Consider the following 14497-nt stretch of genomic DNA (forward strand, 5'->3'; position numbering starts at 1 on the left):
CTTTTAAAAGCATTTATGTAAGTTTATTAATTAGCTATCATTTATCAATCATTATCATATTTTACTAAAAAAAGAACGGGGTGATTTTTCTGAATATTAAGAAAAACACTAAAAGAAGAAAGTTCCTTGCATGTTTATTAGTTAGTTTATGCACTATTAATTATTCATCTATTTCCTTCGCAGAAACACAAGCAAGTAATGTAACTGATGTAACTAAAAATGCTAGTGGCATTGATACTGGTATAGCAAATCTTAAATATAATAATCAAGAGGTTTTAGCTGTAAATGGTGATAAAGTAGAGAGTTTTGTTCCGAAAGAAAGTATCAATTCAAATGGTAAATTTGTAGTAGTGGAACGCGAGAAAAAATCACTTACAACGTCACCGGTCGATATTTCAATTATTGATTCTGTAGTGAATCGCACGTATCCAGGAGCTGTACAACTTGCAAATAAAGCTTTTGCAGACAATCAACCGAGTTTATTAGTGGCTAAGAGAAAGCCTTTGAATATTAGTATAGACTTACCTGGCATGAGAAAAGAAAATACAATCACTGTTCAAAATCCGACATATGGTAATGTAGCTGGAGCAGTAGACGATTTAGTATCTACTTGGAATGAAAAGTATTCTACAACACATACGTTACCTGCAAGAATGCAGTATACAGAATCTATGGTTTATAGTAAATCACAAATCGCAAGTGCTCTTAATGTTAACGCTAAATATCTTGATAACACTCTAAACATTGATTTTAATGCGGTTGCAAATGGAGAGAAGAAAGTGATGGTAGCGGCATATAAGCAAATATTTTATACGGTAAGTGCTGAACTACCTAACAATCCATCCGATCTTTTTGATAATAGTGTTACTTTTGACGAGTTAACTCGTAAAGGTGTAAGTAATTCGGCTCCACCTGTTATGGTTTCAAATGTAGCTTATGGTAGAACCGTTTATGTAAAATTAGAAACAACATCTAAGAGTAAAGATGTACAAGCTGCTTTTAAAGCCTTACTTAAGAATAACAGCGTCGAAACGAGTGGACAGTATAAAGATATTTTTGAAGAAAGTACCTTTACTGCTGTAGTATTAGGCGGAGATGCGAAAGAGCATAACAAGGTTGTTACTAAAGATTTCAATGAAATCCGAAATATCATTAAAGATAATGCTGAATTAAGTCTTAAAAATCCAGCATATCCAATTTCATATACAAGCACTTTCTTAAAAGATAATGCAACTGCCGCTGTTCATAACAATACAGATTATATTGAGACGAAAACTACAGAATATTCAAGTGCTAAAATGACACTTGATCATTACGGTGCTTACGTTGCTCAATTTGATGTATCTTGGGATGAATTCACATTTGACCAAAAGGGTAACGAAGTACTAACACATAAAACATGGGATGGTAGCGGAAAAGACAAAACGGCTCATTACTCTACAGTTATCCCTCTTCCACCGAACTCAAAAAATATAAAAATTGTAGCAAGAGAATGTACAGGTCTTGCATGGGAATGGTGGAGAACAATTATTAATGAACAAAACGTTCCATTAACAAATGAAATAAAAGTTTCAATTGGAGGAACAACATTATATCCAACTGCTAGTATTAGTCATTAGTTATAAAAAAAGCGCCCTATAAGTAGGGCGCTTTTTACTCTTTCCAAAATTGTTCTAATAGAATGACAAGCATGGTACCCACAAGTAAGCCATTACTTAAAACATATTGTAAGGAAGAAGGAACTCCGCTAAATGCACTTTCTGGAAGAAACAATATTCCCAAACTGATTAATAATGAAATTCCTAATATAGTTAATCGGCGTTGATTTAAATCTTCACGTAAAATGGATTGAAATGAAATGCCTATTACTTGGACAAATGTAGCTAAAAGTGCAGCATTAGCAATAGGTCCTGGTAGCAAGGATATAAAGTTTACAATTGAAGGAATAAAAGAAATTCCTGCTAATATAAGACTTGCTATAAGGAATGACTTCACTTTTCTTTGTCCTGTTAGTTGGATAAATCCTGCTGATGCAGGTAATGGTACAATTCCAATTGTAGAGAACAACGACGAGATAATATGTGATATACCTCCGACCCATACACCACGGTTCAGTGTTTGCTTTTCATTTTCTTTAGATAATGGAGCCACTTGTTTTACAGCCGAAATAGCAGCGATTGTATTTGCAACTAAAAGAAATGTAAATAAAGTTGCAGTTAGAGTCATTCCAATATCGAATCTAGGTGTGCCCCAAGCAAATATCTCTGGTAACTTAACTAGCGTTGTATGCGAAGGGATATGAGATGATTTTCCTAATACTGCATACAAAAGCCAACCACATGAAATTCCAAGTAACACAGCGTAACTTTTCATCCATCCTTTCCCTTTAATTGATAAGAAAGTAATAAGGGCAAAAACAAAGAGAGCAATAGTAGCTGTTGTATAGTCAGGATGGGTTGCAGATCCTTGTAATCCTATCATTCCTTTTAGTAACACACCACTAAGCTGAAGAGATAATATTAAAAGAAAGGTTCCTGTAACCAAGGGTGTAAATAAGCGTAAGATTCGATGAACAAGCCCTGTTATACCAAGAAAGAAGAGTAATATACCTGCAATAATTAATCCGCCTTCTAAAAGTTGCAATACGTCTTTTGCACTTTGTCCCTGATGCATAGCGACTTGTCCCAATATGACAAATATACTTACCCATGAACCGGCTGGCCCGTCCGCAATGGGGTAACGATGCCCAAACCACGCTTGTAGAAACGAACTTACTCCCACGACTAAAAAAGTTCGCTGCATTAATGTTGAGACATCCTCTATTGGTAAATGGAATATGCCACCAATAATGATAGGTAACGCAATTGCATTTGCTAATAGAAACACAAACCATTGTAGAATACTAAAACTCGTATCAAAGTGTTTTTTATTCATATTATTCTCCTTTGCCGAAAAAGAATCTCATAGTAAAAATCCATCCTTTCTACACAGTTAGATTAAAAAGGATAGATTTATTAAATCTATAAAATTATTTTAATTATATAGATAGATTTTTAATTAATTACCATGTACGGAATGGTAAGAATTTCCCATTAAGTGTAATCACGATACGAGGATCGCCACCTTTTGGATCTTCTTGTGTATCCACACCTAGGTTGAAGTTAATCGCACTCATTACACCTTCGCCCGCTTTTTCTAAGATTAACTCTCTAATAGTTGGTGCATATTGTAACATCATTTCATATAAACGATATGCAATCGGGTCCGTAGGAGGCATTTCCATCACTTGGCCGCGAAGTGGAACTACTGTTAATGATTGAACTACTTCTTCATCTAATTTTAATAGTTTACCAATTTTTTCTGCTTCTGGACGTGTCATTGTAGCTTGTCCTAATAACGCTGTTACAACCCAAGTCTCAGAGTGTTCACTTACTTTTGCAATTTCTTCCCAAGTTAACCCTTTTTCAATTTTTGCCGCTAAAATTTTTTGCGTAGCTTCTTGTCTATTCATATCTAATACTTGTTTTTTCATATCTCATAACTTCCCTTCATATACGTGATAATTATTATTTTGTTTTACTATTTAACGCTTTATATCCATCAACCACTACATCTAATTTACCTGTGTGAGGGTCAATAACTAAACCATGTACAGGAACATCTTTTGGGATAAGTGGATGATTTCTTACTAAATCAACATTAGCTTGCGTTGAGTCGCAAACATCATCGAATCCGAATAACCATTTTTCAAGGTCAATACCAGCATATTCAATCGCTGATAAAATTTCTGATGAAGCTACTCCGCGATCTAATATTTTTTGAAGTGTTCCTTTTGGATTCGTTTGGCTCGCGCCACATCTATGGTGTCCAATAAGGAAGATTTCATCTGCATTTAAATCGTATACTGATGCTACAACACTTTGCATAACACTATCGAAAGCAGAAGCAATTTTACCACCTGCATTTCTGATAACCTTTGCATCACCATCGTGTATATCTAAAGCTTTTGGAAGTAGCTCAATTAAACGAGCATCCATGCAAGAAACAACAACCATACGTTTTTTAGGCATTTTTGTCGCTTCACGAGGAGCGTATTCCTTATTTTCTACAAAATGTTCATTGAACGATAGAATTTCTTGTAATAACATATTTGTAACCTCCTTTAAATCTAGATGTATTTTTTTGTTGTGTCCTCTGTGTTATAAGTAAATATAGCTGATAAATAATGTGATGTAAGAGGATAAACTAAGTATAGTGAATTGTATCGATAAGCAGAATAAGTTGGCGAAACACTTTCGGGCTTTCTACTTTCACGGTGAAAGGATTGGTTTATATCATTGATCAAACAGATTTTGAGATACTGAAATTATTAGGAGAAAACTCAAGAATACAATGGAAAGAACTTGGCCAAAAAATACATATGACGGGGCAAGCTGTAGGAAATCGAATTCGAAGATTAGAGGATTTAGGGATTATTGAACAGTATACAATTGCAATAAACCGAATCAAATTAGGACAAGTAGTGACTGCATTTGTTACTTTGTTCGTAACAACAGCTAATCACCAAGAGTTTATGAATTTCTTTCAAGGAGAAGAAGGGATTTCTGAAGTACACCGTATAAGTGGTGAGGGGTGTTATTTATTAAAAACACATTTTGCTTCCAACGAAGACTTAGATAACTTTCTAGGACGACTATTAAAATACGGGAACTATCGTGTTAACTTATCAATAGGAAAGTTGAAATAAGGTTTCTTTTCTTTGGAGGAGATAGTAACGTTATTTGCTAAACTTTATTTGTATAGAGATAATGAAGTCGTTTAATGTTTATCTTAAATAGTCAGAGCCTTACTACAATTTATGTGTAGTAAGGCTTTTTAAAGTTGTTATATTCAACAATTAAGCTGAAGTGTTGAGGGGGGATATGAGACGATTTCTTTCAAGAGAATCATAAATGATTTTGTCTTAAGGAAGATCTTGCAACTCAGTACAGGATCTTTAATTAAACGTTTTTAAAAGCTAAATTGTGGTTTCATATCCCCTTTATAAGGTTCATGTTCAACGAATATAGTTATATCCTTACCAGCTTGGTCTTTACCAGTTCTTTTATACGTAAATTTATTCTTATTTAGTTCAGTAAGTTCAAGAGCAGCACCATATTTATTATTTCCAATTGAAACATGGGCTCTTATTTTATTTTCATGTACAACATCGAAGTAGCCATAATCACCGCGGCTTTGACCTGTTTCGCTATTGAAGAACTCATATTTATTAGATTTGTCATCAAATTTTGCTAGACTTATAAAATTCGAATTAAATTGTGTTACATCGTTACCAGCTTCGTCTAATATCTTTGTTCCGTGCCAAAGGGTACCGCCTAAAATTTTATCTCCATCAACATTTTTAACAATATCTCCTGTAGTCGTGTTCAGCTGCTTGTCCGGATCAGTGAAAGAAAGTTCTTTTTCTTTATATGGAACATGTTCAACGAAAACTTCTACATCTTTACCGTTAGCGTCTTTCCCCATTCGTTTATAAGTAAATACATTTTTATTTAGTTTTGTCATGTCAACGACAGCTTGATACTTCATTGATTCTGAAATTAATATTCTCTTCTTCCCATCATTTGTGACAAAGAAAGTTCCTTTATCGCCACGACTTGCACCTGTTTTAGCATCAAAAAATTCATATCTGCCTGACTTCGCATCATATTTTGCAAGACCAATGAAGTTTGCATTCTCTTTTGTTAAGTCATTCTTATCTTTGTCATACACTCGTGTACCTTGCCAATTTGTCTTGCTAAGAATATTAGCCATTTTTTGCCCTTTAGTTAATTTATTTTCCTTTTTTGTTTCTTTAGCAACTTGTTCTTGTTTTTGTTTACTATGATTTTCTTCAGCTTTAGTACCAGCACACCCTGTTAATGCTAATGTGAATCCGAGCAGTACGGATGATAGTGCTTTTGTTTTTTTGTTCATGTTTTATCGTCTCCTTATTTTATGATTTTAAGTAGTACGGTTTGCGATTATAGTAGCAGTGCGTCATATATGAACTTAGTTGCTACGTTTCTTATGTTAATACCCGACTATAAACTGCCTCTAAATAAAACATTAAAAAAAGATAAACTAATTCCTAAAAAATGTTCATATTTATAAAAAATCGCTAGCTTGTTGTAGTGCCTACGAGTAATCCAACAAATACATTGTAATGAAGAAGGAAAGTCGCTAACAATAATGTAATTCCTAATGGAGCCAATCGATTGTATTGCAAAATTTTCGAGCTAAACTGTAGGGGAAATGAAGATTTTATAGAATTCGTTTCGTATAGGAAGGGGATGTCCATGTTTGATTCAACAGATTTTAAGATTATACAATTACTACAAGAAAACGCTAGAATGAACTGGAAGGAAATTGGGGAGATAGTACATTTGACTGGTCAGGCTGTCGGGAAACGAATTCATAAATTAGAAGAGGCAGGTGTCATTCAAAAATATACGATAAATATCGATAGGGCTAAGCTAGAAGGATCTATTATGACCTTTGTTACACTATTTTTGCATGCACCGCACTATCATAATCAAATTCAAAAATTTTTTGAAAAAACGGACGTAATTACTGAAATGTATCGTATAAGCGGTGATGGGTGCTATGTCATGACTCTTCACACATCTTCGCATCAGCAATTAGAAGAGACTCTTGCAGATGTTTTACATTATGGTGATTATCGTATAAATACTGTCATTAAGACAATGGAAAAAAAGAAAGAATAAGATACTTATCCTTTCTTTTTTTTGAACTGTAATTTTTTATTTGCTCTTGTTTATAAAACAGTTTGCTGACATGACTGTTGCATAAATATCACCAAACTCTAATGCACTCATGAACGATTGATGAGCGTGTACTGCGGGGATTAGATTTCCTTGAAATTCTAAATCTTTTGTTGTACAAGCATCTTCAATTACAATACATTGAAATCCGAAGTCACTGGCAGCGCGTACTGTTGCATCAATATATACATGAGTCATCATACCGCAAATGACTAGTTGATCTATTTTTTCTGTCTTTAATGTTTCTAATAAATTTGTTCTTAAAAAACTGTTAGGATGATGTTTTTGAATGACTCTTTCGTTAGCAATCGGTTGTACATCATCATAAATTTGAACACCTACTGTATCGGGTAAGAAGAAAGTAGCCCCTTCGTTGTTCGCAATATGTTGTACGTGAATAACTGTTTTATGCTTTTCGCGAAATACTCTCAAAACTTCTTTCGCTTTTTGTGCGGCTTTTTCAGGTTGATGTAATTCCATATTGCCACCTTCAAAGTAATCATTTTGTATGTCGACTAATAGTAACGCTTCGTTCATAGTTAATCCCCCCACATATATTTGTACAGTACGTTGTTTGAACTGTACCGTTATTATATAAAGTGTAGGTATGCGGAAGTAATAGCGTTATGAAACGATTTTAACGTATATAGTTTCATTGTGAAAAAGGTGAAAGTTGGTATAGGCACAAATGGATTTTGTGGAATTCACGGCAAAGTTATAGGTAGAGTGGCGTTGTAGGATAAAAACCATAACTTTGCTGGAGGATCGGGTTATGGTTTTTTTTATGAGGAAATGCGATTTTAAGTTTTTGCTGAAGATGTTTTTCTAGGATATGCTGTGAGTGATTGAAGTGAGGTAGTGTCGGATATTGTCGACCGATCGATATATTAGAAAAATCGTTGATATATTGTGAGTTATGATAGATATATTGGAAAAATCGTTGATATATTGCTAGTTGTGATAGATATATTGAAAAAATCGTTGATATATTTGTAAAGGGGTGTTTGAGGTGATTGTGAAAGAAAGAAAAATACCGATTTATATAAGACAGTTAGAAGCGCTTCTTAGAAGGTTACCTGTATATCATCCGAAACGAAATATAATTGGAGAAAACTTGGCAAAACACATGGCGGGGTATAAAGGGGAGCAAGCGATTGATTATCCACTTAGTTTTATTTCTGAGAAAGAGTACAGTGTTTTACATGATGTTCGCTTATCTAATCATGATCAATACTTTCAAATTGATACTATTATCATTTCCACAAAGTTTCTTCTGTTTCTTGAGATAAAAAATATAGCAGGTACATTAATATTTGATACAAAGTTTAATCAACTTATCCGAATAACAGAAGGAAATTCAGAGGGATTTCCAGACCCTGTTTTACAAATAAAAAGGCAGGAAATACAACTTAAAAAATGGTTAAGCTTACATGGATTTTCTTCTAGTCTTCCAATCGAGTCCCTCGTTGTTATTAGCTCGCCCCGTACCATTATAAAATCTTCAGATCACAATCTTCTTCATACAATTATTCATAGTGCAAATCTACCTCATAAAATAAAGTGGTTTGAAAGTAAATATAAGAAAAAAGTTATAGATAATGTAGATAGGCTCATTCATCAAATAATAGCGGAGCATTCTCCACTTCAACAAAATATACTTGAGCAATATAAAATAGAAAAAGAGGAGTTGCTAAATGGAGTACAATGTGAGAAATGCTTAGTTATTCCAATGGTTAAAGTTAAGAAGGGGTGGCGTTGTACAAGTTGTAAAGATTTTTCAAAAGTGGCACATGAGGGTGCTATACGAGATTATGCATTGCTCATTAGTACGACATGTACGAACGGTAATTTGAAAGAGTTTCTCCATGTTTCGTCAGGTATGGTTGTAAACAGAATTCTCCACACACTAAATCTGGCCTATACTGGCAACAACAAAGGACGAATATATGATTTAACTTCTTTCCAATCGTAATTTTGCTATAATAAATAAGTACTTATACGAAGGGGAGTTTAAAGATAAAATGAAGTCGTTTAATATCGATCATGTTATAGCTAGTATTTTGCAATGGATATTAAATATAGCTTTAATTATATTATCCATTGTGTTATCGATTTTCTTAGTGAATGAGACGATCACGTTTGTGCAGTATATTTTTTCGTCAAAAGAGTATACGTCTTATAAATTGGTTGAAAGTATCATCGTCTATTTCTTATACTTCGAGTTCATTGCATTAATTATTAAGTATTTTAAATCGAATTATCATTTCCCGTTACGTTATTTTATTTATATCGGAATTACGGCTTTAATTCGGTTGATTATTGTGTCTCATGAGGAACCGATGGAGACGTTATTATACGCAGGAGCAATTCTTGTTTTAGTTATTGCTTTATACATATCGAATATGAGAGATTTGAGAAAAGAGTAGTAGTGCAGACGTAAGTTTGCACTACTTTTTTATGTGGAATTTTCCACCCTATGATTTTGGGGCTGTAATCAAATGAATAGTGTCAGGACATTCTAATTTATAAGTTACTTTGTTGTCTTCAATATCTTTCTTTATCTTTTGACATGTAGTATTCGAATATTGTATCTCTTGGTTTTCATTATGTTTCTCATTTGTTTTTGTGTAGTCGACATCATAATAGACGGAGGTAGATTCCTTTTCTTTTTTTACAGTTAAATCAATAATAATAGGCTCGTTCTTGTTATTAAATTTAGTAATTCTAACTGAATCGTCTTTATTTGAATTATAGTTTTTTACGAAAGTATCTAATTTCTCTATGTTATAAACTTCATCGTTTTTCTCAATAATATCACCACGTTTTTTGGAAGCCTCAAAAGTATATGTCTCGTTTTTATCGTTTTTTTGCTCATTATTAGTACAACCAATAAGAGTAAATAAGGCTAATGAGATTACAGATAACGCATATTTTCTATATTGTATTCTCATAGATTCAGCTCCTTTTCTTAATTTTTAACGATGATATATTTATAATTTTATTTTATCTTAATGAGCTTTTTGGAAAGCAAAAAGACTGTTCTTTTTTCGTTAAGTTACTGTAAATACCTACATTCTTTATTAATTAGTTATAAATTTCGGCATAATATTTTTACATTAGTTTTTACATCTTGACCTTCAAGTTGCTTGAAAGTTTACAATGAAATTAGGGCGTTTGAAATCGAAAAAAATTGAGAAATTAAGTGAAGAGGTTTCTTTTACTTGGAGGTTATAGGAATGAATCAGGAATTGAAGTTACGTCCATTAGAACGAGAAGATTTAAAGTTTGTACACGAACTGAATAATAATGCCCATATTATGTCGTATTGGTTTGAAGAGCCGTATGAGGCATTTGTGGAGCTGCAAGACTTATACGATAAACATATACATGATCAAAGCGAACGCCGATTTATCGTTGAGAAAGACAATGAGATGGTTGGATTAGTTGAGTTAGTAGAAATCGATTATATTCATCGTAGAACAGAATTCCAAATTATTATTGATCCAAATTATCAAGGATATGGTTATGCAGCAGAGGCGACGCGTTTAGCGATGGATTACGCTTTTTCTGTATTAAATATGCATAAGATTTATTTAGTTGTGGATAAAGAAAATGAGAAAGCAGTCCATGTGTATAAAAAGGTTGGATTTATAGTGGAAGGCGAGCTTTTAGACGAGTTTTTCGTTGATGGTAACTATCATAATGCGATAAGAATGTGTATGTTTCAGAAGGAATATTTTAAAAATAAGTAGTTGAATGATTTGGAGGTAATGTTGACGCTTCGTAAAACTGTATGCTAAAATCCCTTTTAAGTATTAAGGAAGGTGCAGAACATGCTTTATATAAAATTTGTAAAACTCATTAGAAAACTTTGCTCCGCACAAATGTATACGGTGAAGCGTTGTACGGAGCTTAATCAAGGGGCATAAATCCCTATATTCATCGACTGAATAACTTTTCTAAAAAAGTATAGTTTATCTATGCTTATTTGGTTATGGTTTTTCAGTTGATGTATAAAATAGATTAAGGGGCCATAGACAATGCTTTGTCTATGGCCCTTTGTGTATATTATTCCGATGAGTATTTACTGTAAATTGGAGTAGTATAGGAAAAACCACGAAGCAGAGGGCTAGTGTCGAATGACGCTATCTCTCTGCTTTTTTTAATTTCAGGAAAAGAGGAATAAAAATGAGTTTACTTAAAGTTGAAAGTTTATCACATAGTTTTATTGATAAAGTATTATACGAAAATGCTTCTTTTGATTTGCATAAAGGCGAGCATATGGGAATTGTTGGACAGAATGGTGCAGGGAAAAGCACATTAATGAAAATATTGGTGGGGGAAATTATTTCTGATAAGGGGAGCATTAAGTGGCAACCTAATATTCAAATTGGACATCTTGATCAATATGCAGAAATTGATGGGAGCTATACTATTTCACAATATGCAAAGCGAGCCTTTTATGATTTGTTTGAAATGGAAAAGAGAATGAATAAGTTATATGAAGAAAGTGCGATGACTGGAGATGAGAATCAACTATTGAAAGCAGCTGAAATACAAGAACAGCTTGAGGCTCGTGATTTTTATTCAGTAGACAGCGTAATAAATAAGGTGGCAGCCGGTTTAGGTATTGATGCGATTGGGATGGATCGTGTTATTGGTGAATTAAGCGGAGGGCAGCGTGCAAAGGTAATTTTAGCAAAGCTTTTATTAGAAGAGCCTACTATTTTATTACTAGATGAACCGACGAATTTTCTCGATAAGGAGCATGTGGAGTGGCTTGCTAATTATTTAATGAATTTTGAAGGAGCGTTTATTGTCGTATCACATGATTTTGATTTTCTGGAAAAGGTAACTTCTTGCATATGTGATGTAGAGTTCGGAACGGTTAAGAAGTATTACGGAAAATACTCAGATTTTGTAAGACAAAAGGAGCATTTGCGAAAAGATTATATTCGCCAATATTATGCACAGCGAAAGAAAATTGAAAAAACGGAAGAGTATATTCGTAGAAATATTGCTGGGGTGAATTCAAAAATAGCGCAAGGTCGTAGAAAACAATTGGAGCGTATGGAAAGAATTGCGCCACCAAGTTTTACTCATAAACCGTCTATTCATTTTCAGGAACTTCCCATTTCAGTTCAGACAGTTCTTGAAGTAAATAACCTTGAAGTTGGTTACGATTTCGCTCTCTTACCAAAGTTAAATTTTTCAGTAATGGGTGGGCAAAAACTTGTTATTACAGGTTTCAATGGAGTAGGGAAATCTACTTTATTAAAAACAATCGTTGGAAATATTGCTAGCATTTCTGGAGAGTTTCACTTTTCAGAGCAAATAAAGATTGGATATTATGAGCAAGATTTAAATTGGAGCAATGATTCTTTAACGCCGCTTCAAATTATTTCAGAACAGTTTCCTAAACTGAATATGAAGGAAATACGCCATCATTTAGCTGCGTGTGGTGTGAAGGATACGCACGTTTCGCAAGAAATTCGGACGTTAAGTGGTGGTGAACAATCGAAGGTGAAACTGTGCGGATTATTACTATCACCTTGTAAATTCTTAATTTTAGATGAGCCGACAAATCATTTAGATGCAGAAGCGAAGGAAGCTTTGCAAAAGGCGCTAATTCAGTTTAAGGGCAGCATTATACTCGTATCTCACGAAGCAAGTTTTTATCTTGATTGGGCAGATAGCATCTTTGATATAGAGACAGGATTAGTTAAGGGGGTGTGAAACATATGAGTGAAAACAATTGGAAAACGAAAATTATATTATTTTTGACCGCTCAAACTATTTCGTTGTTCGGTTCCTCTCTCGTGCAATACGCGATTATATGGTATATCACCCTTACAACATCATCAGGAGTGATGTTGACTATTTCAACTGTTTGCGGTTTTCTACCACAAATTGCGATATCTTTGTTTGCAGGTGTTTGGATTGATCGTTATGACCGTAAAAAGATGATTATGTTATCGGATGGGGTTATAGCGATTGCGACGTTAGTTTTAGCAAGTTTATTTTTAACAGGATATAAAAGTATTTGGTTACTTTTTATTGTGTTACTCATTCGTTCAGCTGGAACAGGAGTACAAACGCCAGCTGTGAATGCATTAATTCCGCAAATCGTTCCGAAAGAGTATCTTATGAAAGTAAATGGAATAAATAGCAGTATTACATCTTTAATTATGTTTCTTTCTCCAGCAGCAAGTGCTGCGATTCTTTCTATTGCCAGCATTGAAACAACATTTTTTATTGATGTTATTACAGCCATGTTTGGAATTAGTATTATGTTTGTTATTCAGGTCGAAGGACATGTGAATGTAGAGAGTAAGCAAAAATCTAATCTACAAGGAATTAAAGAAGGGTTCTCTTATTTAAAAGAAAATGTATTTATTAAAAGGCTAATCCTTTTATTGATTATCGTCATGATTTTAATAAGTCCAGCTGCTTTTTTAACGCCTTTAATGGTAACTCGTTCTTTCGGGGCCGAAATGTGGAGACTTACTGCGAGTGAGATGACCTTTAGTGCGGGTGCGGCAGCTGGTGGCGTATTGATTGCGGCGTGGGGTGGTTTTCCTAATCGTATGCATACAACAGCGCTAGCTTGTGCATTATATGGACTGCTTATGATTGGACTCGGAATAGCACCGATATTTACTATGTATTTAGTATTTAATTTTTTAATTGGTATAACAATGCCGTGCTTCAATACACCAGTTACTGTGTTATTGCAGGAGAAAGTAGAACCATCGATGCACGGGCGGATGTTTAGCCTTGTACAAATTGCGAATTCATGCGCGCTTCCTTTAGGAATGATAATATTTGGTCCATTGTCGGATATGTTTAGTGTAGAGGTTTTATTAATTTATGCTGGGATATTCGTGCTATTTTGCGCAATGTATGTTGTATTAAGCAAGAGGTTTGAAGTGTAAATATTTATGATTTAGAAGGTTTGCGAAGTGATTTAAGATGCTTCGTAAACCTTTTTGTTATTAGTTTAGTCAATAATTATTTATTGTTAAACAATAAATAATTATTGACTGTTAATGTTGTTTTAGATAATATGATGTTAACGATCTAAGGAGAATTACATGAGTAGAGGAGAATGTGAAATGAAAAATAAATACGTAGTAGCTATTTCTTTAATGATTTTAGCGATTATTTCTTTAACTATACATGCTTCAAACAGTAAAATAGGAGCGGATGGATTCCTTGAAGAACCTTTCTTTTTCCTAGTACCGATAAGTTATGTATTGTTCCTTAGTGGTATTGGTGTATTACTATTTGGATTTATTACTTCAAAGCTGAAAAAGGGCAATAGATAGGAGCTACCAATAGGGACAAAACACTCACTATGAAATAGAAACATACCATATGGAAGAAAAAGAATAAGTGAGATGAATCATGATGAATCATTATTTTTATAATGGTAGACAAGTAGGAGCAGCTATTACGCTGGCTGGGGCACAAGGGACAATTCATGCTGTGAATCAGGCTATTCAAATGCAACAACAAGCATATTTTGCACAAATGATGCAAAGTCAGTATATGCCGTATTCACAACTTCCGATGCAAATTGTACATTACGATGTACATCCAGCTGGTTTATTTTCCATTCCATATGGCGGGACATACTTCTTATGAAAGAAAGCGACTGGTTAGAGTCGCTT

Annotated in this window: 16 protein-coding genes; 10 read left to right on the forward strand and 6 right to left on the reverse strand. The window is 33.8% G+C overall.

The features are described 5' to 3' along the window. Positions 1-80 precede the first annotated feature (80 nt). The gene (gene alo, locus ASE54_RS27915; protein WP_000576736.1) at positions 81-1619 is read left to right on the forward strand and encodes an anthrolysin O/cereolysin O family cholesterol-dependent cytolysin Alo; all 1539 of its coding nucleotides are present in this window, start codon (positions 81-83) and stop codon (positions 1617-1619) included. A gap of 34 nt (positions 1620-1653) precedes the next feature. On the opposite strand, the gene ASE54_RS27920 is transcribed toward alo, so the two are convergent. The 3 genes from ASE54_RS27920 to ASE54_RS27930 all read right to left on the reverse strand — a co-directional run bounded on the left by ASE54_RS27920 (position 1654) and on the right by ASE54_RS27930 (position 4148). Continuing rightward, the gene (locus ASE54_RS27920; RefSeq protein ID WP_001034722.1) at positions 1654-2934 is read right to left on the reverse strand and encodes a purine/pyrimidine permease; all 1281 of its coding nucleotides are present in this window, start codon (positions 2932-2934) and stop codon (positions 1654-1656) included. Between the two features lie 127 nt (positions 2935-3061). Next, positions 3062-3511: a cyanase gene (gene cynS / locus ASE54_RS27925; protein WP_033669095.1), complete on the reverse strand. Its 450-nt coding sequence runs from the start codon at positions 3509-3511 to the stop codon at positions 3062-3064. A gap of 55 nt (positions 3512-3566) precedes the next feature. After that, positions 3567-4148: a carbonic anhydrase gene (locus tag ASE54_RS27930; protein WP_000926482.1), complete on the reverse strand. Its 582-nt coding sequence runs from the start codon at positions 4146-4148 to the stop codon at positions 3567-3569. A gap of 167 nt (positions 4149-4315) precedes the next feature. Between ASE54_RS27930 and ASE54_RS27935 the strand changes: the two genes are divergently transcribed. Continuing rightward, the gene (locus tag ASE54_RS27935; RefSeq protein ID WP_002008929.1) at positions 4316-4747 is read left to right on the forward strand and encodes an Lrp/AsnC family transcriptional regulator; all 432 of its coding nucleotides are present in this window, start codon (positions 4316-4318) and stop codon (positions 4745-4747) included. A 263-nt stretch (positions 4748-5010) separates the two neighbouring features. Here ASE54_RS27935 and ASE54_RS27940 read toward each other — a convergent pair whose 3' ends face one another. Next, positions 5011-5976: a DUF4822 domain-containing protein gene (locus tag ASE54_RS27940; protein WP_001036625.1), complete on the reverse strand. Its 966-nt coding sequence runs from the start codon at positions 5974-5976 to the stop codon at positions 5011-5013. A gap of 362 nt (positions 5977-6338) precedes the next feature. On the opposite strand from ASE54_RS27940, the gene ASE54_RS27945 reads away from it, so the two are divergent. Continuing rightward, positions 6339-6767, forward strand: a complete 429-nt coding sequence (locus ASE54_RS27945; RefSeq protein WP_000460471.1) for an Lrp/AsnC family transcriptional regulator — start codon at positions 6339-6341, stop codon at positions 6765-6767. Between the two features lie 36 nt (positions 6768-6803). Here ASE54_RS27945 and ASE54_RS27950 read toward each other — a convergent pair whose 3' ends face one another. Continuing rightward, complete coding sequence (locus ASE54_RS27950; RefSeq protein ID WP_001001095.1) at positions 6804-7361, reverse strand: cysteine hydrolase family protein; 558 nt, start codon at positions 7359-7361, stop codon at positions 6804-6806. Between the two features lie 478 nt (positions 7362-7839). Here ASE54_RS27950 and ASE54_RS27955 point away from each other — a divergent pair, with 478 nt between their 5' ends. Further along, positions 7840-8796, forward strand: a complete 957-nt coding sequence (locus ASE54_RS27955; protein ID WP_003256686.1) for a nuclease-related domain-containing protein — start codon at positions 7840-7842, stop codon at positions 8794-8796. A 49-nt stretch (positions 8797-8845) separates the two neighbouring features. Continuing rightward, positions 8846-9250 carry a phosphate-starvation-inducible protein PsiE gene (gene psiE, locus ASE54_RS27960; RefSeq protein WP_000834707.1) on the forward strand — a complete coding sequence of 135 codons (405 nt, stop codon included), beginning with the start codon at positions 8846-8848 and terminating at the stop codon, positions 9248-9250. A 48-nt stretch (positions 9251-9298) separates the two neighbouring features. Here the strand turns inward: psiE and ASE54_RS27965 are convergent, their stop codons facing one another. After that, positions 9299-9775 (reverse strand): DUF4362 domain-containing protein, encoded by a 477-nt coding sequence (locus tag ASE54_RS27965; protein WP_001222628.1) that lies wholly within the window; start codon positions 9773-9775, stop codon positions 9299-9301. Between the two features lie 285 nt (positions 9776-10060). Here ASE54_RS27965 and speG point away from each other — a divergent pair, with 285 nt between their 5' ends. The 5 genes from speG (at position 10061) to ASE54_RS27990 (ending at position 14471) form a co-directional block, all read left to right on the forward strand. Next, the gene (gene speG / locus ASE54_RS27970) at positions 10061-10576 is read left to right on the forward strand and encodes a spermidine N1-acetyltransferase (RefSeq protein WP_001071085.1); all 516 of its coding nucleotides are present in this window, start codon (positions 10061-10063) and stop codon (positions 10574-10576) included. 436 nt (positions 10577-11012) lie between these two features. Then, complete coding sequence (locus ASE54_RS27975; RefSeq protein ID WP_000054880.1) at positions 11013-12560, forward strand: ABC-F family ATP-binding cassette domain-containing protein; 1548 nt, start codon at positions 11013-11015, stop codon at positions 12558-12560. A gap of 5 nt (positions 12561-12565) precedes the next feature. Continuing rightward, positions 12566-13759: an MFS transporter gene (locus tag ASE54_RS27980; protein ID WP_001293765.1), complete on the forward strand. Its 1194-nt coding sequence runs from the start codon at positions 12566-12568 to the stop codon at positions 13757-13759. Between the two features lie 159 nt (positions 13760-13918). After that, positions 13919-14152: a DUF3955 domain-containing protein gene (locus ASE54_RS27985; RefSeq protein WP_000086300.1), complete on the forward strand. Its 234-nt coding sequence runs from the start codon at positions 13919-13921 to the stop codon at positions 14150-14152. Between the two features lie 79 nt (positions 14153-14231). Next, a complete protein-coding gene (locus ASE54_RS27990) occupies positions 14232-14471 on the forward strand; it encodes a DUF3947 family protein (RefSeq protein WP_000980956.1) in 240 nt (79 codons plus the stop codon). The last annotated feature ends 26 nt before the right edge of the window (positions 14472-14497 follow it).

Source organism: Bacillus sp. Root131 (genome assembly GCF_001429475.1).
Classification (GTDB): Bacteria; Bacillota; Bacilli; order Bacillales; family Bacillaceae_G; genus Bacillus_A; species Bacillus_A thuringiensis_S.

Bases quoted from the DNA above. Each gene is read 5' to 3' on its own strand.
- ASE54_RS27920 (WP_001034722.1), bottom strand. From the start codon at position 2,934: ATGAATAAAAAACACTTTGATACGAGTTTTAGTATTCTACAATGGTTT.
- cynS (WP_033669095.1), bottom strand. From the start codon at position 3,511: ATGAATAGACAAGAAGCTACGCAAAAAATTTTAGCGGCAAAAATTGAA.
- ASE54_RS27930 (WP_000926482.1), bottom strand. From the start codon at position 4,148: ATGTTATTACAAGAAATTCTATCGTTCAATGAACATTTTGTAGAAAAT.
- ASE54_RS27940 (WP_001036625.1), bottom strand. From the start codon at position 5,976: ATGAACAAAAAAACAAAAGCACTATCATCCGTACTGCTCGGATTCACA.
- ASE54_RS27945 (WP_000460471.1), top strand. From the start codon at position 6,339: ATGTTTGATTCAACAGATTTTAAGATTATACAATTACTACAAGAAAAC.
- ASE54_RS27950 (WP_001001095.1), bottom strand. From the start codon at position 7,361: ATGAACGAAGCGTTACTATTAGTCGACATACAAAATGATTACTTTGAA.
- psiE (WP_000834707.1), top strand. From the start codon at position 8,846: ATGAAGTCGTTTAATATCGATCATGTTATAGCTAGTATTTTGCAATGG.
- ASE54_RS27965 (WP_001222628.1), bottom strand. From the start codon at position 9,775: ATGAGAATACAATATAGAAAATATGCGTTATCTGTAATCTCATTAGCC.
- speG (WP_001071085.1), top strand. From the start codon at position 10,061: ATGAATCAGGAATTGAAGTTACGTCCATTAGAACGAGAAGATTTAAAG.
- ASE54_RS27975 (WP_000054880.1), top strand. From the start codon at position 11,013: ATGAGTTTACTTAAAGTTGAAAGTTTATCACATAGTTTTATTGATAAA.
- ASE54_RS27980 (WP_001293765.1), top strand. From the start codon at position 12,566: ATGAGTGAAAACAATTGGAAAACGAAAATTATATTATTTTTGACCGCT.
- ASE54_RS27985 (WP_000086300.1), top strand. From the start codon at position 13,919: ATGAGTAGAGGAGAATGTGAAATGAAAAATAAATACGTAGTAGCTATT.
- ASE54_RS27990 (WP_000980956.1), top strand. From the start codon at position 14,232: ATGATGAATCATTATTTTTATAATGGTAGACAAGTAGGAGCAGCTATT.